The organism is Vibrio sp. V12_P9A6T4 (assembly GCF_963874835.1).
Taxonomy (GTDB): domain Bacteria; phylum Pseudomonadota; class Gammaproteobacteria; order Enterobacterales; family Vibrionaceae; genus Vibrio; species Vibrio anguillarum.
Genome location: NZ_CAWNJO010000049.1, coordinates 15,493 through 37,199, shown reverse-complemented (window position 1 = coordinate 37,199; position 21,707 = coordinate 15,493). Strand labels below are relative to the sequence as shown.

The 21,707-nt window shown below is 44.3% G+C and carries 18 protein-coding genes and 2 tRNA genes; 17 read left to right on the top strand and 3 right to left on the bottom strand.

The window, feature by feature from the left end; all coding sequences use genetic code 11:
* Positions 1-122 precede the first annotated feature (122 nt).
* Positions 123-1,310: a tyrosine--tRNA ligase gene (gene tyrS, locus AACQ42_RS07400; RefSeq protein ID WP_013857629.1), complete on the top strand. Its 1,188-nt coding sequence runs from the start codon at positions 123-125 to the stop codon at positions 1,308-1,310.
* Positions 1,311-1,780: 470 nt separating this feature from the next.
* The gene (locus AACQ42_RS07395; RefSeq protein ID WP_064624449.1) at positions 1,781-2,626 is read left to right on the top strand and encodes a magnesium transporter; all 846 of its coding nucleotides are present in this window, start codon (positions 1,781-1,783) and stop codon (positions 2,624-2,626) included.
* Here the strand turns inward: AACQ42_RS07395 and dacB are convergent.
* Positions 2,605-4,047, bottom strand: coding sequence for a serine-type D-Ala-D-Ala carboxypeptidase (gene dacB, locus AACQ42_RS07390; RefSeq protein ID WP_094165863.1), 1,443 nt, complete (start codon positions 4,045-4,047; stop codon positions 2,605-2,607). The two genes, AACQ42_RS07395 and dacB, sit on opposite strands and share 22 nt — an antisense overlap.
* Before the next feature lie 99 nt (positions 4,048-4,146).
* The gene (ompU, locus tag AACQ42_RS07385; RefSeq protein ID WP_081245022.1) at positions 4,147-5,112 is read right to left on the bottom strand and encodes a porin OmpU; all 966 of its coding nucleotides are present in this window, start codon (positions 5,110-5,112) and stop codon (positions 4,147-4,149) included.
* Between the two features lie 553 nt (positions 5,113-5,665).
* On the opposite strand from ompU, the gene greA reads away from it, so the two are divergent.
* Positions 5,666-6,139, top strand: coding sequence for a transcription elongation factor GreA (gene greA / locus AACQ42_RS07380; protein ID WP_010318528.1), 474 nt, complete (start codon positions 5,666-5,668; stop codon positions 6,137-6,139).
* Between the two features lie 88 nt (positions 6,140-6,227).
* Here the strand turns inward: greA and yhbY are convergent, their stop codons facing one another.
* Entirely contained in the window at positions 6,228-6,524 is a 297-nt protein-coding gene (gene yhbY / locus AACQ42_RS07375; RefSeq protein ID WP_010318529.1) for a ribosome assembly RNA-binding protein YhbY, read from the bottom strand.
* A 119-nt stretch (positions 6,525-6,643) separates the two neighbouring features.
* Between yhbY and rlmE the strand changes: the two genes are divergently transcribed.
* The 14 genes from rlmE (at position 6,644) to pnp (ending at position 21,637) form a co-directional block, all read left to right on the top strand.
* Positions 6,644-7,273: a 23S rRNA (uridine(2552)-2'-O)-methyltransferase RlmE gene (gene rlmE, locus AACQ42_RS07370; protein WP_010318530.1), complete on the top strand. Its 630-nt coding sequence runs from the start codon at positions 6,644-6,646 to the stop codon at positions 7,271-7,273.
* A 98-nt stretch (positions 7,274-7,371) separates the two neighbouring features.
* Positions 7,372-9,321 carry an ATP-dependent zinc metalloprotease FtsH gene (ftsH, locus tag AACQ42_RS07365; RefSeq protein ID WP_017049783.1) on the top strand — a complete coding sequence of 650 codons (1,950 nt, stop codon included), beginning with the start codon at positions 7,372-7,374 and terminating at the stop codon, positions 9,319-9,321.
* A gap of 58 nt (positions 9,322-9,379) precedes the next feature.
* Complete coding sequence (gene folP, locus AACQ42_RS07360) at positions 9,380-10,210, top strand: dihydropteroate synthase (protein ID WP_094165862.1); 831 nt, start codon at positions 9,380-9,382, stop codon at positions 10,208-10,210.
* A gap of 22 nt (positions 10,211-10,232) precedes the next feature.
* Positions 10,233-11,573, top strand: a complete 1,341-nt coding sequence (gene glmM, locus AACQ42_RS07355) for a phosphoglucosamine mutase (protein ID WP_094165861.1) — start codon at positions 10,233-10,235, stop codon at positions 11,571-11,573.
* Between the two features lie 263 nt (positions 11,574-11,836).
* On the top strand, positions 11,837-12,172 hold the full coding sequence (secG, locus tag AACQ42_RS07350) for a preprotein translocase subunit SecG (RefSeq protein WP_010318534.1): 336 nt from the start codon (positions 11,837-11,839) through the stop codon (positions 12,170-12,172).
* Between the two features lie 26 nt (positions 12,173-12,198).
* Positions 12,199-12,282: transfer RNA gene (locus AACQ42_RS07345), tRNA-Leu, on the top strand.
* Between the two features lie 54 nt (positions 12,283-12,336).
* Positions 12,337-12,413 (top strand) — tRNA-Met (locus AACQ42_RS07340).
* A 210-nt stretch (positions 12,414-12,623) separates the two neighbouring features.
* The gene (gene rimP / locus AACQ42_RS07335; RefSeq protein WP_013857619.1) at positions 12,624-13,079 is read left to right on the top strand and encodes a ribosome maturation factor RimP; all 456 of its coding nucleotides are present in this window, start codon (positions 12,624-12,626) and stop codon (positions 13,077-13,079) included.
* Positions 13,080-13,115: 36 nt separating this feature from the next.
* Positions 13,116-14,603 carry a transcription termination factor NusA gene (gene nusA / locus AACQ42_RS07330; RefSeq protein WP_013857618.1) on the top strand — a complete coding sequence of 496 codons (1,488 nt, stop codon included), beginning with the start codon at positions 13,116-13,118 and terminating at the stop codon, positions 14,601-14,603.
* Positions 14,604-14,627: 24 nt separating this feature from the next.
* Positions 14,628-17,342, top strand: coding sequence for a translation initiation factor IF-2 (gene infB, locus AACQ42_RS07325; RefSeq protein WP_047690112.1), 2,715 nt, complete (start codon positions 14,628-14,630; stop codon positions 17,340-17,342).
* 105 nt (positions 17,343-17,447) lie between these two features.
* Entirely contained in the window at positions 17,448-17,864 is a 417-nt protein-coding gene (rbfA, locus tag AACQ42_RS07320; protein ID WP_026028089.1) for a 30S ribosome-binding factor RbfA, read from the top strand.
* Positions 17,865-18,815, top strand: a complete 951-nt coding sequence (gene truB, locus AACQ42_RS07315) for a tRNA pseudouridine(55) synthase TruB (RefSeq protein WP_094165860.1) — start codon at positions 17,865-17,867, stop codon at positions 18,813-18,815.
* A 109-nt stretch (positions 18,816-18,924) separates the two neighbouring features.
* Positions 18,925-19,194 carry a 30S ribosomal protein S15 gene (gene rpsO, locus AACQ42_RS07310; protein ID WP_010318921.1) on the top strand — a complete coding sequence of 90 codons (270 nt, stop codon included), beginning with the start codon at positions 18,925-18,927 and terminating at the stop codon, positions 19,192-19,194.
* A 316-nt stretch (positions 19,195-19,510) separates the two neighbouring features.
* Positions 19,511-21,637, top strand: coding sequence for a polyribonucleotide nucleotidyltransferase (gene pnp, locus AACQ42_RS07305; RefSeq protein ID WP_010318920.1), 2,127 nt, complete (start codon positions 19,511-19,513; stop codon positions 21,635-21,637).
* The last annotated feature ends 70 nt before the right edge of the window (positions 21,638-21,707 follow it).

Here is a 21,707-nt window from a genome sequence, read left to right as displayed (position 1 = left end):
TTCGTTTAGTAAATTATAAAGAAATTAGCTGGTTCGTTAGTCTAACTGGTTTCAAAAAGCATCGCTATTCAAGTAAGATGTTCAACTATTAAATTTTGCCAAATCTGTAGGAGTGAACAAGAATGGCGAGTATTGAAGCGGCTTTAGCTGAAATTAAACGCGGCGTTGAAGAGCTAATCCCAGAAGATGAATTGATCGCGAAACTGAAAGAAAACCGTCCACTGCGCATTAAATTAGGTGCTGATCCAACGGCTCCAGATATCCATCTTGGACATACGGTGATCCTCAATAAATTACGTGCATTTCAAGATTTGGGCCATGAAGTCACCTTTTTGATTGGTGATTTCACGGGTATGGTTGGTGACCCAAGCGGTAAAAATACCACGCGTCCACCGCTCACTCGTGACGATGTTTTGCGTAATGCTGAAACCTATAAGACACAAGTGTTTAAGATCCTCGATCCGGCTAAAACGAAAATTCAGTTTAACTCTGAATGGTTGTCTCTATTGGGCGCGGAAGGCATGATCCGTCTTGCATCGAACCAAACAGTGGCACGCATGCTAGAGCGCGATGATTTCAAAAAGCGCTACGCTAATGGTCAGCCTATTGCCATTCATGAATTCATGTATCCACTCCTACAGGGTTATGATTCAGTCGCAATGGAGACAGATGTTGAGCTTGGCGGTACTGACCAAAAATTCAACCTATTGATGGGCCGTGAACTGCAAAAAGCACATGGTCAAAAACCACAAGTTGTCTTGATGATGCCACTGCTTGTTGGTTTGGATGGCGAGAAAAAAATGTCCAAATCAGCGCACAACTACATTGGTGTCAGTGAATCGCCAAGTGAAATGTTTGGCAAAATCATGTCGATCTCTGACACATTAATGTGGAGCTACTACGAGCTGCTTTCTTTCCGTCCATTGGAAGAAGTCGCACAGTTCAAAGCTGATGTTGAAAATGGCACGAACCCACGCGATCTCAAAATCTTGTTGGCGAAAGAGATCATTGCACGTTTTCACTCTAAAGAAGAGGCGGATGCGGCTGAGCAAGAGTTCATCAACCGCTTCCAAAAAGGTGCGATGCCAGAAGAGATGCCAGAATTTGAATTTGCAGCGGGTATTGCTATCACTAACCTGCTCAAAGAGGCGGGTTTAGTGGCTTCAACGTCTGATGCGATGCGAATGATCAAGCAAGGCGGTGCCAAACAAGATGGCGAAAAAATCGACGACAGCAAAAATGTACCAGCCGCGGGGACTTATGTTTACCAAGTCGGCAAGCGTAAGTTCGCACGAGTTACTGTAAAGTAAAAATCACAGTAAAGTGAACCGTCTATTCATTAAAGCGCCTAAGGGCGCTTTTTTACTGGGCCAGCCATTAAATATCCAATCTGAATGGTGGTTTTTTGTGATTGAGTATGGTTGAAATTGAAACGCATTGGATGCAAAGATCAGAGTGTATTTCGCCAAAGGCTTTGGTACAATTTGCGCACTGCTAATTGAGCAGTACTTTCGGAGATTTTTATGAACAATACCGACCATCCCCCTAGTATGAAGGGAGAAAAATAACCGCTTTCGGTATTGGCGATCTTCGCTCCTACCTTCAGTGGTAGGGCTTATCTTTTCTGATTTACTCCTCTCGATTTTTCTCCTGCTTTCTAGTTTGAAATGAAAACTTATCTGTGAATTACATTGATGAACAATGACGTCATTGCTCACGAATATATTGCATTTGGGTATCATTTCGATGGTCGTTACCTTTGCCAATCGGGAGATTCGCCATGACGGTAATGAGCAACATTTATATTGAAAATTCACCTAACTTTTCTTTAGAAGAGATTGGTGCGGCTCGTAATGCATTTTTGCAGTACGAACAGCAAAAACAGGTACATTTATTGGCAGTGATGCCTATCGAAGAGGCAGTGGCGATTTTACGTCACTGTACTATTGGTTATGTTCAGCAACTACTCAGTGAATTAGATAAAGGGGGCTATGACATTCGCGCTCGCCATTACGCTAACCAATTGGGGTTTATTTACTCAGAAGTTGAAACGGCGCAAAGCTATTTAACCACTAGCGTGATTGAACATGTGAAGCAGCGTATTGGCTGGATTATTGTATTGGCACTACTTGGTATCGTATCCGGGCTGATTATTACCCAGTACGAAGATACATTGAGCCAGCTTGTGCTCTTGGCTGTGTATATGCCTGTTATTGCCGCTGCAGGTGGGAATACTGGCTCGCAAGCTGCGACGTTAGTCGTGCGCGCGTTGGCGGTTGGTGAATTACGCAAACGTCAATGGTTGCGTGTATTGTGGAAGGAGTGCCGTGTTGCGGTTTGCCTTGCGTTGGCTATCTCTGCGGTGATGGTGGCTCGCATTATGTTGTTTAGTGATGCCAACTCAACCGGAGGCTTTCCACTAGAAAACATTGCGTTTGCAATTGCGGTTGCGCTCTTTATCCAAGTCACCATTTCCACGACGATTGGCGGCTTATTACCCATTGCTGCGCGCGTTTTTAAATTAGATCCTGCGGTATTAGTTAGCCCTGTACTGGCTTCTATCGTCGATATTTCGGGTATGTGGATCTACTTTAACGTGGTGAATTATTCATTAGGACTGAGCTGACTGAACTTAACGACATCTTCAAAGAAGAGCGTCTCAAATTGAGCAATCGGGGCGGTAACACTAGTGTTATCGCCTTGATCTTGCGGATAATAATCAGTGATGAATTGAACAAATAATGTACTCGGTTTTCCTTGTTTATCTAAACCGAAGCCCGCCATGTTATGCGTTCCATAAAGCGAACCACTTTTGGCAATCAGCTGCCCTTGTATAGCTTGGCCACGCATACTACGTCGGTACTGTAAGGTACCGGATTCACCTGCTTTAGGCATGATGTCAATAAGCTTAAGGGTTTGATTATTAATCCAAATGTAATTTAGCACATCCACCATATTTTGTACTGAAAGGCGGTTGTTACGTGATAAACCCGAACCATCAGCCAACTGAGCTTGTGCCAAGTTGATGCCTGTTCGAGAAAAAAGGATTTGCTTGATCGCCTCGGTGCCATTACTAAAACTGCCGGGTTGAATAAAAAAATGCTGGCCAAGTGTTTTGGTTAAACTGTCAGCAATCAAATTGTCAGACTCTTTAAGCATCATTTCTAACAACGGGTACAGTGGCATAGATTGATGTGTTGCTATCAATGCACCCTTTTCTATGCTCAGTTCATCTTGCTTTACACCCAGCTTAACCTCGCCTAGCAATTCAATGCCAACTTGTTTGAGTTGCTTATAAATCATACGTGTGGCGTATAAGTTTGGGTCTTGCACGGCAAACTTTAGTGGCAGAGGTTGTGTTCGCTCGGCCAAACAGCCGTTGAGCTGGTAATGGTTCTGCTCTGAAGTACGCAGTTCTAAATCACAGCGAGCGCTCTCTTGTTCAGTCTTAGTAACACTTCTTGCGTAGCTGGTCACGTGAATGGGATAGTGATCAGGCACATAAACCCGAGTTTTCCCGTTCGGCTGCGTATAAATAGAGGCTTGTACACAATTACCATCCAGAGTGATTGCACTTGATGGGGCGCTATAGCATACCCCCAGAATATCCCAAGGTGATCCAACCGCGCGGTCGTAACCTGAAAAGGCTGAATTATCTAACCAAAGGTTGCCTTTTATTTGTGAGATGCCCTGTTTTTTTAGCTCGCTGAGTAGCTGCTTCATATCTTGGCTGGTTAACGTAGGGTCGCCAGAGAAGTGAATAACAATGTCATCGCCATGTTGAGTTAGCTGAGTTGTGAAGCGAAATTGTTCGCCAAGCTCTAGCGTGGCGGCAAGCGCGGTGAGCATTTTTAAAGTGCTGGCAGGAGGGAAAAGCGCTTGTATGTTATCAGTATCTTGAAAAACCTGTTCAGTGGCTAAAGAGTGAACGAATAAACCCACCCGAGTACCTTGTGGCAGTGTTTGCAAAGGCGTATACGCCAAAGTGGATAAAGGAAGGAAGAATGAGAGTATGAATAAAAAAGCACTGCGGTTTAATAAGAGCATAACACGGCATTTCAGGGCGGAGTGTGCATACAGTATAGCGAGATAAAAAAACGCCTGCTAGCAAGCAGGCGTTTTAAATCTATGACATTAAGCCAAGAATTAGAAGTCGTAGCGTAGACCTAGTGCTAGTTCGTCTTCAGATTTAGCTTTACCTACTTTGTCTGAATCAAGTAGGTTGAAGTTGTAAGAGATGTACGAACGGAAGTTAGGTTTGAAGAAGTAAGTTGCATCAACTGCAACGTAATCAATAGAAGTTACATCACTTGTTTCGGCGTTGTTGTAGGTTGTTGTGAATACCGCTTGGCCCATTGTATAGGCTGCAGCTAGTTCATAACCAGTGTAATCAACGTTAGTGTCTTTTTCGCCGTCAGTGAATACACCTGCGAAGTAGAAATCAGAGATGGCGTAAGATGCAGCAAGCATGTACTCGTTTTGAGTATCTTGGTCAGCATAGCCCGCACCTAGCTTAACGCCAGTGTCGCCGATTGCATAGATAGCCGATAGAGAGTAGCCGTCTGCGTTGTTATCTGCATAACCACCGTCAGGCGCATTCTCTGTACGATCTGCAAATTTATAGCTTGCTTTAACGCCTAGGTTATCGAATTGACCTTTATAAGCCACCATATTGTCTACGCGGTCTGCTACAGCAATTTTGTCTGCTGCATTGTTACCGTGGTAAGACATGATATCAGTAAAGTCAGTGATAACACCTAGCGCGCCGTCGTTTTTACCGTAAGTCACTTCACCAAAGTTACCGCCGATACCTGCATAAGTGTAACGGTTGTCTAGGTTATTATTTGACTTATTTTCGCCTTGGTCGTTAGTAGTGAACTCACCTTCGTAGAAACCAACACCGTATAGGCTGTCGTTGATCGCTACTTTACCTAGGAAGTTTAGACGTACGCGTGATGCATCGTCCGCTTTGCCATCTTTAAGAGAAAGACGTGCTTCTGCGCGGCCGCCCATTTCTAGAGATGTACCGTCTTGGTTGTATAGCTCACCAGCATTTACACCAGTTACTACTGCAGCAGCTGATACTGCTAAAGCAATCAGAGTTTTGTTCATCTTATTAGTCCTAATTTACTGTCCATAAATATTTTTATTTGCGACGTCTATATCGTCCTTCGAGTGCTTTTGAACATTGAGTTGCATAGATTGGGTTTTGTAAACCTTCACTAACGTACAACCAAACGTTACTAGCATTTCGTGTTCTACTTTTTACTCTTAAGTTCCGAAATTAGTTAGTAAAATGATATAAAACAGGTTTATGAACACCGTTTTATTTTGTGTAAATAAATATCAAGTATTTGTTTTTTATTTTGTTTATTGGTTTTTATCAACTGGTCTGAATAGTTTGTTTTTTATTTTTTTTTAGTGAAGTGGGTCGTTTTTTTGTGCGAAAATATTCGTGAAAATGAGCTTTGTGTCTGTTTTTTATCACTTTCCCCCAAACTCATTCACAGAAATCTGACAGGGGTCACGTGTGATTTAAGATGATTTAGTCACGAAGTTTGATTACACTGATTAGCAACTATGTTAATCCATGTACTACCTAACCTTTGTTGTGTTGGGTAGTTTTGTTTTGCCCAAATACGAATTTTGGCATTAGAGGTATAAAATGGAAAAAGTTCCAATGACAGTTCGTGGTGAACAATTGCTGCGCGAAGAGTTAGATAGGCTGCTAAAATTACGTCCACAAATTACCCAAGCTATTGCAACCGCACGTGAACTTGGCGACCTAAAAGAAAATGCGGAATATCACGCTGCTCGAGAAGAGCAAGGTATTTGTGAGGCTCAAATTCGTGATATTGAATATAAGCTATCTGTTGCTCAGGTGATCGATATCACTAAAATGGAAAATACAGGCAAAGTGATTTTTGGTTCAACAGTGACATTGATTGATAGTAATACTGATGAAGTGAAACGCTACCAGATTGTGGGTGAAGATGAAGCTGAGATTAAATCTGGGCGCATTTCTGTCAGCTCACCGATTGCCCGCGGTTTGATCGGTAAAATGGAAGGTGATGAGGTGATTATCGCTACTCCCGGTGGTGATAAAGATTTCGAAATCGATAAAGTTGAATACCTCTAATTCATTTCAACAACAATCAAAAAGGTCGCAGTGTGCGACCTTTTTTTGTCTGTATCCATCAGAGTCAGAGCGTCGATAACGCGACTGATTACTTACGAGGGATCTCGATTTTACGTTGCTCGGTTTGACGAAATAGTACGAGAATCTTACCAATGGTTTGTACTTTTTCTGCGCCAGTCTCACGCACGATAGCATCGATAATCAACTGCTTAGTTTCGCGATCTTCGGATGCTACTTTCACTTTGATCAGTTCGTGGTGGTTGAGGGCAATCTCGATTTCCGCTAGAACAGCCTCAGTGAGTCCATTCGCGCCCATCAGTACAACAGGTTTCAAACTGTGTGCTAGGCCTTTAAGGTGCTGCTTTTGTTTGGTGCTTAGGTTCATTATGCGGCCAATTTTATTTAATATAAGGGTTGAAAAAAGCTATTTTAACGCCATCTATCCCTGAAGACTATATTTTCTACCATACTTTCTTGGATGGAAACATTTCAGTTAGGAATCGAATGAGTAAACAGAAGCATTCGGCCAGCTCTAGTCGCTGGTTGAAAGAACATTTTGATGATAAATACGTGAATGAAGCCAAAAAGAGAGGTTATCGTTCGCGTGCTATTTTCAAAATAGAAGAGATTCAAAATAAAGATAAACTGCTTAGGCCAGGAATGACTGTTGTGGATTTAGGGGCGGCTCCCGGCGGGTGGTCTCAATATTCAGCGGGTATCGTTGGTGATAAAGGCCGAGTGATCGCGTGTGATATTTTGCCGATGGATCCTATTGTTGGCGTTGCTTTCTTACAAGGCGATTTTCGTGAAGAGGCCGTGCTGGAAGCACTATTAGATCGTATACAGCCTGATATGGTTGATGTGGTTATGTCAGACATGGCACCTAATATCGCCGGAAATAATTCGGTTGATCAGCCAAGGGCAATGTATTTGGTTGAACTAGCTCTAGATATGTGTCGACAAGTTCTTACTCCAAATGGTAGTTTTGTGGTCAAGGTTTTTCAGGGAGAAGGCTTTGATGATTATGTCAAAGAAGTTCGAAACCTGTTTAAAGTCGTGAAAATAAGAAAACCAGACTCTTCGCGAGCTCGCTCAAGAGAAGTCTTTGTTGTAGCCACTGGTTACAAAGGTTAACGTTTTTGCTGTACAAGGCATAAGTTAACATATGGCTACAGGTTACAAACTGTAGTACCCTACCTTTAATTACAATTAGTTATCGCGAGGCTTACACCTTGAGTGATATGGCAAAAAATTTAATTCTGTGGCTAGTTATAGCTGTCGTTTTAATGTCGGTATTCCAGAGCTTTGGCCCTGGTGATAGTAACGGCAAAGCAGTGGATTACACCACGTTCGTACAGGAAGTTGGCCAAGGCCAGATTCAAGAAGCTCAATTTAACAATAGTGAAATTTCCTTTACTCGTAGAGGCGGTGGTACTCGCTATGTAACTTACATGCCCGTGTACGATCAAAAACTGCTTGATGATTTGATTAATCAAAACGTTAAAGTACAAGGTACACCACCAGAAGAGCAAAGTTTGCTCGGGACCATTTTTATCTCTTGGTTCCCAATGATCCTACTGATCGGTGTTTGGATATTCTTCATGCGTCAAATGCAAGGTGGCGGTGGCAAAGGTGCCATGTCATTTGGTAAGAGCAAAGCTCGTATGATGAGTGAAGAGCAAATCAAAACCACGTTCGGTGATGTGGCTGGTTGTGACGAAGCGAAAGAAGATGTGAAAGAGCTTGTGGATTACTTGCGTGATCCGAGTCGCTTCCAAAAACTGGGTGGGAAAATTCCAACCGGTGTTTTGATGGTTGGTCCTCCTGGTACAGGTAAAACATTACTGGCAAAAGCAATTGCTGGTGAGGCGAAAGTACCGTTCTTCACTATATCTGGTTCTGATTTCGTTGAAATGTTTGTTGGTGTTGGTGCATCTCGTGTACGTGACATGTTCGAGCAAGCGAAAAAGGCTTCACCTTGTATCATCTTTATTGATGAGATTGATGCGGTAGGTCGTCAACGTGGTGCTGGTGTCGGCGGCGGTCACGATGAGCGTGAGCAGACTTTAAACCAAATGTTGGTTGAAATGGATGGTTTTGAAGGCAATGAAGGCGTTATCGTCATTGCGGCAACTAACCGTCCAGACGTTTTAGACCCAGCATTGCTGCGTCCGGGGCGTTTTGACCGTCAAGTGGTGGTCGGTTTACCTGATGTTCGCGGCCGTGAACAGATCTTGAAAGTTCATATGCGCAAAGTACCTTTAGCTGGTGATGTTGAACCTTCATTGATTGCTCGCGGAACACCGGGTTTCTCTGGTGCCGACTTGGCGAACTTAGTGAACGAGGCGGCGTTATTCTCTGCTCGCGGTAACAAACGCAATGTTTCAATGGTTGAGTTTGAGTTAGCAAAAGACAAAATCATGATGGGTGCTGAACGTCGTTCGATGGTGATGTCTGAAGAAACTAAAGCATCGACAGCTTATCATGAAGCAGGACACGCCATTGTTGGTCGTTTGGTACCTGAACATGACCCTGTTTATAAAGTATCGATTATTCCACGTGGTCGAGCTTTAGGTGTGACGATGTACTTGCCTGAACAAGACAGAGTTAGCATGTCGAAGCTGCATCTTGAGTCTATGATTTCAAGCTTGTATGGCGGTCGTTTAGCGGAAGAGTTAATTTACGGCCCAGAAAACGTTTCAACTGGTGCATCAAACGATATCGAACGTGCGACAGCCATTGCTCGTAAAATGGTTACGCAATGGGGCTTTTCGGAAAAACTTGGCCCATTGTTGTATGCAGAAGATGAAGGTGAAGTCTTCTTAGGGCGTAGCGTGACTCAAACTAAGCATGTGTCTGAAGATACTGCTAAGTTGATTGATGACGAGGTTCGTAAAATTATTGACCGCAACTATGATCGTGCGCGCAAAATCCTTGAAGAGAATATGGATATTATGCATGCAATGAAAGATGCGTTGATGAAATACGAAACGATTGATGCAGGCCAAATTGATGACTTAATGGAGCGTAAAACTGAGATTCGCGAACCTGCAGGTTGGGCTGATCAAGCCAAAGCTCAAGCAGAAAAAGCGGAAGCGGAAAAAGCTCAAGAGCCAAAAGTAGAGCCAGCAGCAGAAGACGAAGTAGCCACTGAGTCCTCAGAAAAGAAAGATGCTGAGTAATCGTTAATATTCAAATTAAACCCCGAGCTTTCTCGGGGTTTTTGTGTTTTAGAGCAAAATGAAGATTCAAACCCCAACAAAGACACTTATCCTCGATCGTCCTCATGTCATGGGTATCTTGAACATGACTCCGGATTCATTTTCCGATGGTGGAAAATTTAACGCGCTAGATTTGGCACTAGAGCATGCCGATAAAATGATTGCCGCAGGTGTCAGCATTATTGATATTGGAGGGGAGTCAACTCGGCCGGGGGCTCCAGAAGTGACTCTCGATGACGAATTATCTCGTGTTATTCCTATTATTAAAGCTATTCGTGCAAAGTATGACGTCTGGATTTCAATTGACACCAGTAAAGCTGAAGTGATGCGTCAGGCGGTTGAGGCTGGTGCTGACTTGATTAATGATGTTCGTGCACTGCAAGAGCCGGGGGCATTAGAGGTTGCGGCTAAAGCACAAGTGCCTGTCTGTATCATGCATATGCAAGGCCAGCCACGAACGATGCAAACCAGCCCACATTATCAAGATGTGTTAGCGGATGTTAAGCTCTTTCTAGAAGATCGAGTCGCAGCGTGCGAGCGCGCAGGGATCGCGCGTGCAAATATTATCCTCGACCCCGGTTTTGGATTTGGCAAAACCATTGAGCATAATTATTATCTGCTTGCACATCTAGACGTATTTCATCAACTAGGTTTGCCGATATTGGCTGGGATGTCCCGTAAGTCAATGATTTTTAAACTACTCAATAAAAAACCAGCTGAATGTATGGTGGCGAGCGTTACCTGCGCGGCTGTAGCGGCAATGAAAGGTGCACACATTATTCGTGTCCATGATGTGAACGAAACCATTGAAGCAATGAAAATAATACAAACCATTATTCAAAATAGTTAACAATAATAATTAAGGAAAAATCATGTCTGACAAAAGACGTTACTTTGGTACAGATGGTGTCCGCGGTAAAGTTGGACAGTATCCTATCACTCCCGATTTCGTATTAAAACTTGGCTGGGCGGCTGGACGTGTATTGGCAAAACAAGGCACGAAAAAAGTCATTATTGGTAAAGATACGCGTATTTCAGGTTATATGCTTGAGTCGGCTCTAGAAGCGGGCTTAGCCGCTGCAGGATTAAAGGCGATTTTTACCGGACCTATGCCGACGCCAGCTGTTGCTTACCTGACTCAAACCTTTCGTGCCGAAGCGGGGATCGTTATCTCAGCGTCGCATAACCCTTATTACGATAACGGCATCAAATTCTTCTCATCCGAAGGGACTAAATTACCTGATGAAATTGAATTGGATATCGAAGCTGAATTGGATAAACCGATTGAGTGTGTCGAGTCTGCCGAACTTGGTAAGGCTTCACGTATGGTCGACGCTGCAGGGCGGTATATCGAGTTTTGTAAAAGTACCTTTCCATCGCAATGGAATTTATCAAAGCTGAAAATCGTCGTTGACTGTGCTCATGGTGCCACCTATCACATCGCGCCTAATGTCTTTAAGGAACTTGGTGCTGAAGTGATAGCAATGGGGGTTGAGCCAGATGGTCTGAATATTAATGACGAAGTTGGAGCAACGGATGTCCGCGCGTTGCAACAGCGCGTTGTGGCAGAAAAAGCAGATTTAGGACTGGCATTTGATGGTGATGGCGATCGCTTAATTATGGTTGATGAGCTTGGTAATAAAGTGGATGGAGATCAAATTGCCTATATCATCGCCCGTGATGCCCTGAGACGTGGAGAATTAAAAGGTGGTGTTGTTGGAACGCTAATGACAAACCTTGGTATGGAAAACGGCTTAAAGCAGTTAGGTATCCCTTTTGTACGAGCGGCGGTTGGTGACCGTTATGTGATGGAAAAATTGCTGGCAAAAGGTTGGAAAATTGGCGCAGAAAATTCAGGGCACATCATACTGCTAGACAAAGTGACTACGGGTGATGCGATTGTTGCGGCGTTGCAAGTTCTTGCTTCCGTTGTGGGCAGTGAAATGTCGCTCAATGAACTGGCTAAAGGCATGACGCTTTGCCCGCAGGTTTTAGAAAACGTACGTTTTAGTGGTGATTCCAACCCATTAGAAGCCGAAGCGGTAAAAGCGGCTGTAGCTGCCGTAGAAGCGGAACTTGGTAACCAAGGTCGAGTGCTCTTGCGTAAATCAGGTACTGAACCTTTATTGCGCGTGATGGTGGAAGGGGAAGATGCTGAGCTAGTAAAAAATTCAGCATTAAAGATAGCTCAAGCGGTTAAAGATAATTGCTAACCAGGCAAATAATATGAGTTAACCTAGGATTTCATGACCGTAATTCGGCTTGAAATCTTATGGTTAGCTATACACATAGGGTGTTGTTGCCCTTTTTTTAACCGCTTGAAGCATAAACTCCATTTTTTTATCAAATACTCCTTGTCAGCATGGGATGCATTCGTTAGTATTGCGTCCGCCTTCGTTGAGGAGGTCGCTAGCCTTGTTCAAGTCAGTTGATAAGAACGGCGCTGGCTCAACTATTTGGAACATAGGTGGAAGTAATGTTTACAGTTCTACTTGTGATTTACCTGTTGGCAGCGCTTGGTATCATTGGCCTAGTGTTAATTCAACAAGGTAAAGGCGCAGATATGGGAGCCTCTTTCGGTGCTGGCGCGTCAAACACTGTGTTTGGTGCTAGTGGCTCAGGAAATTTCCTAACCCGAATGACTGCAATTTTTGCAACCGTATTTTTCATTCTTAGTTTGGCATTGGGCAATTTGTCTACGCATAAAACTGAATCACAATGGATTGACCCAACTAAAGGTCAAGTGATTGAGCAAACTACGGATACAGCGAGTGACGTTCCAGTAAAATCTGGTGACGAAATCCCGCAATAACTTATCTTAGATAAGTACAAATAATTGCCGAGATGGTGAAATTGGTAGACACACTAGCATGAGGTGCTAGCGCCTTAGGTGTGAGGGTTCGAGTCCCTCTCTCGGCACCATTATTTACAAACTTGTAAATCACTTGATAGAGCGTATAATGCTCGCAAGTCGGACGCGGGGTGGAGCAGCTTGGTAGCTCGTCGGGCTCATAACCCGAAGGTCGTCGGTTCAAATCCGGCCCCCGCAACCAATTCTTTTTGGGTTTTGGATGCAAGTTTGTGCAGTGTCAACCTCACTGCAATTGAGAATTTAGATTCTCAATCATCAGGGTCCAGCAACAAAAAACCCCGACTAATCGGGGTTTTTTGTTATCTGAGTTTCTCAAGTATGAGATTTTCAGATAGTTGCTTGGAATTTAAATTGGGCTCTGTGCCCTTTTTTTGTTTCTGGAGTGGTTTAAATGACTGGTTTAGAAAGACAACTTACTGAAATGCTTGACGCTCCAGTAGCGGCATCAGGTTATGAGTTAGTTGGATTAGAATTTATTCGTGCCGGAGAGCACTCAACATTACGCATCTATATTGATCATGAAAACGGTATTAACGTTGATGATTGCGCAGAAGTGAGCCATCAAGTGAGTGCTGTGCTCGATGTTGAAGATCCAATTTCTGTGGCTTACAACCTAGAAGTTTCTTCACCAGGTTTAGAGAGACCACTTTTTAAAGCAGCGCATTATGAACAGTTTATTGGTCACGAAGTCAGCATCGTTTTGAAAATGGGTGTCGGCAACCGTCGCAAATGGAAAGGAATTATCCATTCTATTGATGGCGAAACCGTTGCAATTAGCGTTGATGGGAAAGAAGAACTATTTGCGCTAAGCAATATTTCTAAAGCTAACCTGATCCCTAAATTTTAGTTCTCCTAGAGAAAAGAGCTTAAGAGGCTAGATTAAATGAGTAAAGAAATTTTAGCGGTAGTTGAGGCGGTTTCGAACGAGAAGGCCGTACCTCGTGAGCGTATTTTTGAGGCGCTTGAAACTGCGCTTGCCACATCAACAAAGAAGAAACATGAAATTGAAGTCGATGTACGTGTTGCTATCGACCGTAAAACGGGTGAGTTTGAAACTTTTCGCCGTTGGTTAATCGTTGAAAATGTTGAACATCCAACAAAAGAAATTTCATACGATGCAGCTAAATACGACGACGAAACAGCTGAACTTGGTCAATATATTGAAGATCAAATTGAATCAGTGACCTTTGACCGTATTACAACACAAACAGCAAAACAAGTTATCGTACAAAAAGTGCGTGAAGCTGAACGTGCGCAAATCGTCGAACAGTTTATTGATAACGAAGGTGAGTTGGTTACTGGCGTTGTTAAGAAAGTAAACCGTGATTCGGTTATTCTGGATTTAGGTAATAACGCTGAAGCGGTTATTTTACGTGATGACCAGCTACCGCGTGAAAACTTTCGTCCAGGTGACCGAGTTCGTGGTCTGCTATATGCGGTACGTCCTGAAGCGCGCGGATTCCAACTCTTCATTACTCGTTCAAAACCAGAAATGCTCGCTGAGCTATTCCGTGTAGAAGTGCCAGAAATCGGTGAAGAGCTGATTGAATTGAAAGCCGCGGCTCGTGATCCGGGTTCGCGTGCGAAAATTGCAGTCAAAACCAATGACAAACGCATTGACCCTGTGGGCGCGTGTGTCGGTATGCGTGGAGCACGTGTTCAAGCCGTATCGAGTGAACTTGGCGGTGAGCGCATTGATATCGTTCTTTGGGATGATAACCCAGCCCAATTTGTTATCAATGCAATGGCACCAGCAGATGTTGCATCGATCATCATGGATGAAGATACGCACTCAATTGATATTGCTGTTGAAGCGGATAACCTAGCGCAAGCAATCGGTCGTAATGGTCAAAACGTACGTCTCGCTTCTCAACTGACCGGTTGGGAATTGAATGTCATGACGGTTGCTGATCTACAGAAAAAACATCAAGAAGAGTCGATGGCTTCTATTGAAAACTTCATGAAGTATCTTGATATTGAGCAAGACTTCGCTGAGTTATTGGTTGAAGAAGGCTTCTCAACGCTTGAAGAAGTGGCTTATGTACCAGTTGCAGAGCTACTTGAAGTTGACGGCCTAGATGAAGATATCATCGAAGCATTGCGTACTCGCGCGAAGAATGCGTTGACCACGATTGCGCTAGCACAAGAAGAGTCTTTTGAAGGGCTAGAGCCAGCAGAAGATCTGCTCGCACTAGAAGGTTTAGAGCGTGAAATGGCCTTTAAACTCGCAGCGAAAGGCATAGTCACATTAGAAGATCTTGCTGACCAAGGTATTGATGACCTCGAAAATATTGAAGGTCTAACAGAAGAACGCGCAGGTCAACTGATCATGGCAGCGCGCAATATTTGTTGGTTTAGCGAAGAAGAATAATTCTCAGCAAGGGGAGAGAGCGGCATGACACAACTTACAGTTAAAGCACTGAGTGAAGAAATTGGTACGCCAGTTGACCGCTTGTTAGAACAACTTGCTGATGCAGGCATGAACAAAACGAGTTCTGATAACGTTTCTGATGACGAAAAGCACAAGCTATTGTCACATCTTAGAAAAGAGCATGGTGATACCACTGGTGACTCAGAGCCGACTCGTTTGACGTTGCAGCGAAAAACACGCAGCACATTGAGCGTCAATGCCGGCGGCGGCAAAAGTAAGAATGTTCAAGTTGAAGTGCGTAAAAAACGTACCTACGTTAAGCGCAGTGCAGTAGACGATGAAGCAACACGTGAAGCGGAAGAAGCCGCGCAACGTGAAGCACAAGAATTAGCAGCGCGTGAAGCACAAGCAAAAGCAGAGCGCGAAGCCGAAGAAAAAGCAAAGCGTGAAGCCGAAGAAAAAGCGAAGCGTGAGGCACAAGAGAAAGCGAAGGTTGAAGCACAAACGAATGCAACAGCTAACGCGGATGAGAAAGCAAAACGTTCTGCAGTGAAACCAGAACTTTCTGCTGAAAATAAAATGAAGCAAGAAGCAGCGCGAAAAGAAGCCGAAGAGCTTAAACGTCGTCAAGAAGCCGAAGCATTACGTAAAGCTGAAGAGGAAAGTCAGCGCCAGCTAGAAATAGCACGTGAATTGGCTGAGAAGAATAAAGAGCGTTGGTCTGCTGAAGAAGAGAAAAAGGGTAGTATGGAAGAAAATACAGATTACCATGTTACGACTTCAACGTATGCACGTGAAGCCGAAGATGAAGCAGATCGCCGTGAAGAAGGTGCTAGCCGTAAATCTACGAAAGCTAATAAGAGCAAAATCTCATCTCAGGATGATAAGCAAGAGCGCGGTACGCGCCGAGGCAAAGCTCGTAAAGGTCGTATGGCTAAACCTGCATCGATGCAACATGGTTTTGATAAAACAGCGGTTGTCGCTAAGCAAGATGTTGTGATCGGTGAAACGATTGTTCTTTCGGAACTGGCAAACAAAATGTCAGTGAAAGCAACTGAAGTTATCAAAGTGATGATGAAGATGGGCGCAATGGCAACCATCAACCAAGTGATCGACCAAGAAACCGCGCAATTAGTCGCTGAAGAAATGGGTCATAAAGTTCTCATCCGCAAAGAGAATGAACTGGAAGAAGCGATCCTTTCTGACCGTGATAACAAGTTTGAAGCAGTGCCTCGTGCGCCAGTTGTGACCATCATGGGCCACGTTGACCACGGTAAGACATCAACACTTGATTACATCCGTCGCACACACGTTGCATCAGGCGAGGCCGGTGGTATTACTCAGCACATTGGTGCTTACCACGTTGAAACACCAAACGGTATGATCACCTTCCTTGATACTCCTGGACACGCTGCGTTTACTTCAATGCGTGCTCGTGGTGCTCAAGCGACAGATATCGTTGTATTGGTTGTTGCAGCAGATGATGGCGTAATGCCACAAACGGTTGAAGCGATTCAACATGCGAAAGCGGCTAATGTGCCACTTATCGTTGCAGTGAACAAAATCGATAAAGATGGCGCGAACCCAGATGGCGTGAAAAATGAGCTTGCTCAACACAACATCATTCCTGAAGAGTGGGGCGGTGAGAACATGTTTGTTCACATCTCTGCGAAACAGGGAACCAATATTGAAGGCCTACTAGAAGCTATCCTACTTCAAGCTGAAGTTCTTGAGCTTCATGCTGTTAAAGATGGTATGGCGTCTGGTGTGGTAGTTGAGTCTCGTCTTGATAAAGGCCGTGGTCCTGTGGCAACCGTTCTGGTTCAATCAGGAACACTACGCAAAGGCGACATCGTACTGTGTGGTCAAGAATATGGCCGTGTTCGTGCGATGCGCGACGAAACTGGTAACGAAGTTACGGAAGCGGGCCCATCAATTCCTGTTGAAATTCTAGGTTTGTCTGGTGTTCCAGCTGCCGGTGATGAAGCAACAGTGGTACGTGATGAGCGTAAAGCACGTGAAGTGGCAAATTATCGTCAAGGAAAATTCCGTGATGTGAAGCTTGCACGTCAGCAGAAATCTAAGCTCGAAAACATGTTCTCTAACATGACAGCGGGCGAAGTGGCTGAACTGAACGTGGTACTAAAAGCAGACGTTCAAGGTTCGGTTGAAGCCATTGCTGATTCACTGCGTAACCTTTCAACTGATGAAGTGAAAGTGAACATCGTGGGTTCTGGTGTGGGTGGTATCACAGAAACTGACGCAGTACTTGCAGCAGCTTCTAACGCTATCGTACTTGGCTTTAACGTTCGTGCTGATGCATCAGCTCGTCGTACTATCGAATCTGAAAACTTAGACCTACGTTACTACTCAATCATTTATCAATTGATTGATGAAGTAAAAGCGGCCATGAGCGGCATGCTAGCACCAGAGTTTAAGCAAGAGATCATTGGTCTTGCTCAGGTTCGTGAAGTATTCAAATCACCTAAACTAGGCGCAGTTGCTGGTTGTATGGTGACTGAAGGCGTTATCAAACGTAATAGCCCTATCCGTGTTCTACGTGATAACGTGGTTATCTACGAAGGTGAACTTGAGTCACTACGTCGCTTTAAAGATGACGTGCAAGAAGTGAAGAATGGCTACGAATGTGGTATCGGCGTTAAGAACTACAATGATGTTCGCGTTGGTGACCAAATCGAAGTCTTCGAAACAGTGGAAATTAAACGTACACTGGATTAATTGACTGACGTTGCTGTATTGAAATAGACAGTAATCGGTTGTTGAATACACCATGGGGGGCTGGGTTGAACCATCCCCCCATTCTTTCTATATGTGAGAAAAGATATGTCAAAAGAATTTAGCCGCACGCAGCGCGTATCCCAACAGCTGCAAAAAGAACTCGCTATGATCATACAACGTGAAGTCCGCGACTCACGCTTAGGTATGGTGACTATTTCAGAAGTCGAAGTGTCACGTGACCTTGCTTATGCAAAAGTGTTTGTGACGTTTCTATGCGTTGGTGAGCAGACCCCAGAAAGCTGCTTAGCTGCGTTAAAAGAGCATGAAGTTCATATCCGCATGATGCTTGGCAAACGTATTCGCTTACGTTTGACACCAGAAATTCGCTTCACTTATGACAATACTTTGGTTGAAGGTATGCGCATGTCCAACTTGGTGACTGAAGTGGTCAGCAATGATAAGCGCAGACAGAAAGATGCAGGACGTGAAGATGAAGCGTCTGCTGAAGAAGGGAATGAATAGATGGCTCGTCGTCGTAAAGGTCGCCCAATTAACGGGGTAATTTTACTGGATAAGCCAACGGGTATCTCCTCGAATGATGCCTTACAAAAAGTAAAACGTATTTATTTTGCAGAAAAAGCCGGACACACTGGCGCGCTCGATCCTTTGGCAACAGGAATGTTGCCTATTTGCCTTGGTGAAGCGACAAAATTCTCTCAGTTTTTACTTGATTCAGATAAGCGTTATCGAGTCATTGCAAAACTGGGTGAGCGAACCAATACCTCTGATTCAGACGGAGAGGTAGTGGAAACACGCCCTGTCAATGTGCAATTAAATACCCTGCGAGAGTGCATCGAGCGTTTTCGTGGTGAAACCGACCAAATACCGTCAATGTTTTCTGCACTGAAATATCAAGGCCGTCCTCTATATGAATACGCTCGTGAAGGCATTGATATTCCGCGCGAATCTCGAAAAATCACTGTCTATGATATTGAATTGATCCGTTTCGAAGGTGATGAAGTTGAAATGGATGTGCACTGTTCGAAAGGCACGTATATCCGTACCATCGTGGATGACTTAGGTGAAATGCTTGGTTGTGGCGCACATGTGACCATGCTGCGTCGTACTGCGGTCGCGAAGTACCCATATGAGAAAATGGTGACTTTAGATCAACTTGATGCATTGCTGCAACAGGCGCTGCGTGATGATGTCGCACCGAAAAATGTGTTGGACTCGTTATTGATGCCAATGGACAGTGCGGTGCAAGATTTGCCGGAAGTTAACCTTATTCCTGAGTTGGCAGACATGGTACAACATGGCCAACCAGTGCAAGTGTTGGGTGTGCCACTTGATGGCACAGTGCGCATGACCATGGGTGAAGAGAAACTCTTTATCGGTGTGGGTGAAATTGACCAAGATGGTCGTGTTGCGCCTAAGCGATTGGTCGTTTTTAGAGACGGAGAGTCGCTTTAAATAGCTATTGCTTAACGTTGGGGATTTCCCTATAATCCCGGCTTCGCGTAGCGGCTGAATCAGAGATTGGCTGCTACACCTTTAAACTTACTCTTATTAGGAGAGCATTATGTCTCTGAATGCAGAAACTAAAGCGGCAATCGTTGCTGAATACGCACGTGGCGAAGGCGACACTGGTTCACCAGAAGTACAAGTAGCACTACTAACTGCTTCTATCAACCACCTACAAGGTCACTTCAAAACTCACAAAGGCGATCACCACAGCCGTCGTGGTCTACTACGTATGGTTTCAAGCCGTCGTAAGCTTCTAGACTACCTAAAAGGTAAAGATTTAGGTCGTTACCAAGACCTAATCAAACGTCTTGAGCTACGTCGCTAAGATCAGTTTGTTCAGAAAAGGGGCTTTTAGCCCCTTTTTTGTTATCTAAATTTGGCACAATCTCTCCTAAGTCGCTATACTACCCGCCGTTAAAGTGTGTTGTATGTACTTTAACGCTTCATACTCATAGCATTACAGTCACCGAAGTCGGCCAGCAGGTCGCGGCTATTAAAAGTAGCGTTCAGATACCAGTGGGAGCGGCAAGCCCAACGCTTTGTTTCCCGTGATATAGAGCCTATTTTTACTAGTCGCGATTCGTAATGTCTTGAGTGTTATTTCATTCAATCTAGAGGTAACTCTAGAGCAAGGATAAACAATGTTTGATAAACCAGTAGTGAAATCATTCCAATACGGTAATCATACCGTCACTCTAGAAACCGGCGTTATCGCACGCCAAGCTACATCGGCCGTTATGGTCACTATGAACGATACCGCGGTATTCGTTTCTGTTGTTGGTAAAAAAGAAGCAGTAGAAGGTCAAGACTTCTTCCCTCTTACTGTTAACTACCAAGAGCGTACTTACGCAGCGGGTAAAATTCCAGGTGGCTTCTTCAAGCGTGAAGGTCGTCCATCAGAAGGCGAAACTTTGACTGCGCGTCTGATTGACCGCCCAATTCGTCCTCTTTTCCCTAATGCATTTAAAAATGAAGTTCAAGTCATCGCGACAGTGATGTCTGTAAACCCAGACGTTCAACCTGACATCGTAACTATGATTGGTACTTCAGCAGCACTTGCTATCTCTGGTATTCCATTCAATGGTCCTATTGGCGCGGCGCGCGTGGGTCACATTGATGGTCAATTAGTGCTTAACCCAAGCATGACCGAGCTTGCAGTATCTCGTCTTGATCTTGTGGTTGCAGGTACAGACAACGCGGTACTGATGGTTGAGTCAGAAGCGGATAACCTAACTGAAGAAGAAATGCTAGCAGCGGTTGTTTACGGCCACGACCAACAACAAGCTGTGATTAAAGCGATCAATGAATTTGCTGCTGAAGTTGCCACTCCAGCTTGGGATTGGGTTGCTCCTCAAGAGAACACAGTACTTAACAGTAAGATCGCTGAACTAGCAGAAGCTAAGCTTGTTGAAGCTTACAAAATCACTGAAAAAATGGCTCGTTACGACCGTATTCATGAAATTGCTGCTGAAGTAAACAAAGTAATTCTTGCTGAAGATCCTGAAGCAAATGCGAAAGAAATCCACACTATCTTCCACGATCTAGAGAAGACGGTTGTACGTCGTAGCATTATTGCTGGCAACCCACGTATTGACGGTCGTGAAAAAGACATGGTTCGTGCGCTAGACGTACGCACTGGTATTCTTCCTCGTACTCACGGTTCTGCACTATTTACTCGTGGTGAAACTCAGGCAATCGTAACCGCTACTCTTGGTACTCAGCGTGATGCTCAAATCATCGATGAGCTAACAGGTGAGCGTAAAGATAACTTCCTACTACACTACAACTTCCCTCCATACTGTGTGGGCGAAACTGGTTTTGTAGGCTCTCCTAAGCGTCGTGAAATCGGCCACGGTAAACTGGCTAAGCGTGGTATCGCTGCTGTTATGCCTTCAGTGGAAGAGTTCCCATACACAGTTCGTGTCGTATCAGAAATCACAGAATCTAACGGTTCATCTTCAATGGCTTCGGTATGTGGTACTTCTCTTGCTCTGATGGATGCAGGTGTACCAATCAAGTCTTCAGTTGCAGGTATTGCAATGGGTCTTGTTAAAGAAGGCGATGATTTCGTTGTTCTTTCTGACATTCTTGGTGATGAAGATCACCTAGGTGACATGGACTTTAAAGTAGCGGGTACTAACCAAGGTATCACTGCACTGCAAATGGACATTAAGATCGAAGGTATCACCAAAGAGATCATGCAAATTGCGCTAAACCAAGCACAAGGTGCACGTAAGCATATCCTTTCTGTGATGGATCAAGCGATCTCTGGTGCTCGTGCTGAGATTTCTGAATTTGCACCACGCATTTACACCATGAAGATCAGCTCTGAGAAAATCAAAGACGTGATCGGTAAAGGTGGTGCTGTGATCCGTGCTCTAACTGAAGAGACGGGCACAACCATCGAAATCGAAGATGACGGTACAATCAAGATTGCGGCAACCGATAGCGCTCAAGCTAAAGAAGCGATTCGTCGCATTGAAGAGATCACGGCTGAAGTTGAAGTCGGCGCTATCTATACTGGTAAGGTCGCTCGTCTGGCTGATTTTGGCGCGTTCGTTAACATTCTTCCTGGTAAAGATGGTCTAGTACACATTTCTCAAATCGCGGATCAACGCATCGAGAAAGTGTCTGATTACTTGAAAGAAGGCCAAGAAGTTCAAGTTAAAGTACTTGAAATCGACCGCCAAGGCCGTGTTCGTCTAAGCATGAAAGAAGCGGTAGAGAAACCAGCTGAAGAAGTTGTTGCAGCACCAACGGCTGAATAAGGCCACTTTAAGCTTGAGAAGCACGGCGCTTTAGTCGCCTTTTCAACATAAAGCATGATATAAAGGGAGC

Excerpts from the sequence above, each read along its gene's own strand:
- pnp (WP_010318920.1), top strand. The coding sequence starts at position 19,511 with ATGTTTGATAAACCAGTAGTGAAATCATTCCAATACGGTAATCATACC.
- glmM (WP_094165861.1), top strand. The coding sequence starts at position 10,233 with ATGTCTGACAAAAGACGTTACTTTGGTACAGATGGTGTCCGCGGTAAA.
- folP (WP_094165862.1), top strand. The coding sequence starts at position 9,380 with ATGAAGATTCAAACCCCAACAAAGACACTTATCCTCGATCGTCCTCAT.
- rpsO (WP_010318921.1), top strand. The coding sequence starts at position 18,925 with ATGTCTCTGAATGCAGAAACTAAAGCGGCAATCGTTGCTGAATACGCA.
- AACQ42_RS07395 (WP_064624449.1), top strand. The coding sequence starts at position 1,781 with ATGACGGTAATGAGCAACATTTATATTGAAAATTCACCTAACTTTTCT.
- dacB (WP_094165863.1), bottom strand. The coding sequence starts at position 4,047 with ATGCTCTTATTAAACCGCAGTGCTTTTTTATTCATACTCTCATTCTTC.
- yhbY (WP_010318529.1), bottom strand. The coding sequence starts at position 6,524 with ATGAACCTAAGCACCAAACAAAAGCAGCACCTTAAAGGCCTAGCACAC.
- infB (WP_047690112.1), top strand. The coding sequence starts at position 14,628 with ATGACACAACTTACAGTTAAAGCACTGAGTGAAGAAATTGGTACGCCA.
- nusA (WP_013857618.1), top strand. The coding sequence starts at position 13,116 with ATGAGTAAAGAAATTTTAGCGGTAGTTGAGGCGGTTTCGAACGAGAAG.
- ompU (WP_081245022.1), bottom strand. The coding sequence starts at position 5,112 with ATGAACAAAACTCTGATTGCTTTAGCAGTATCAGCTGCTGCAGTAGTA.
- rimP (WP_013857619.1), top strand. The coding sequence starts at position 12,624 with ATGACTGGTTTAGAAAGACAACTTACTGAAATGCTTGACGCTCCAGTA.
- truB (WP_094165860.1), top strand. The coding sequence starts at position 17,865 with ATGGCTCGTCGTCGTAAAGGTCGCCCAATTAACGGGGTAATTTTACTG.
- rbfA (WP_026028089.1), top strand. The coding sequence starts at position 17,448 with ATGTCAAAAGAATTTAGCCGCACGCAGCGCGTATCCCAACAGCTGCAA.
- secG (WP_010318534.1), top strand. The coding sequence starts at position 11,837 with ATGTTTACAGTTCTACTTGTGATTTACCTGTTGGCAGCGCTTGGTATC.
- greA (WP_010318528.1), top strand. The coding sequence starts at position 5,666 with ATGGAAAAAGTTCCAATGACAGTTCGTGGTGAACAATTGCTGCGCGAA.
- tyrS (WP_013857629.1), top strand. The coding sequence starts at position 123 with ATGGCGAGTATTGAAGCGGCTTTAGCTGAAATTAAACGCGGCGTTGAA.
- rlmE (WP_010318530.1), top strand. The coding sequence starts at position 6,644 with ATGAGTAAACAGAAGCATTCGGCCAGCTCTAGTCGCTGGTTGAAAGAA.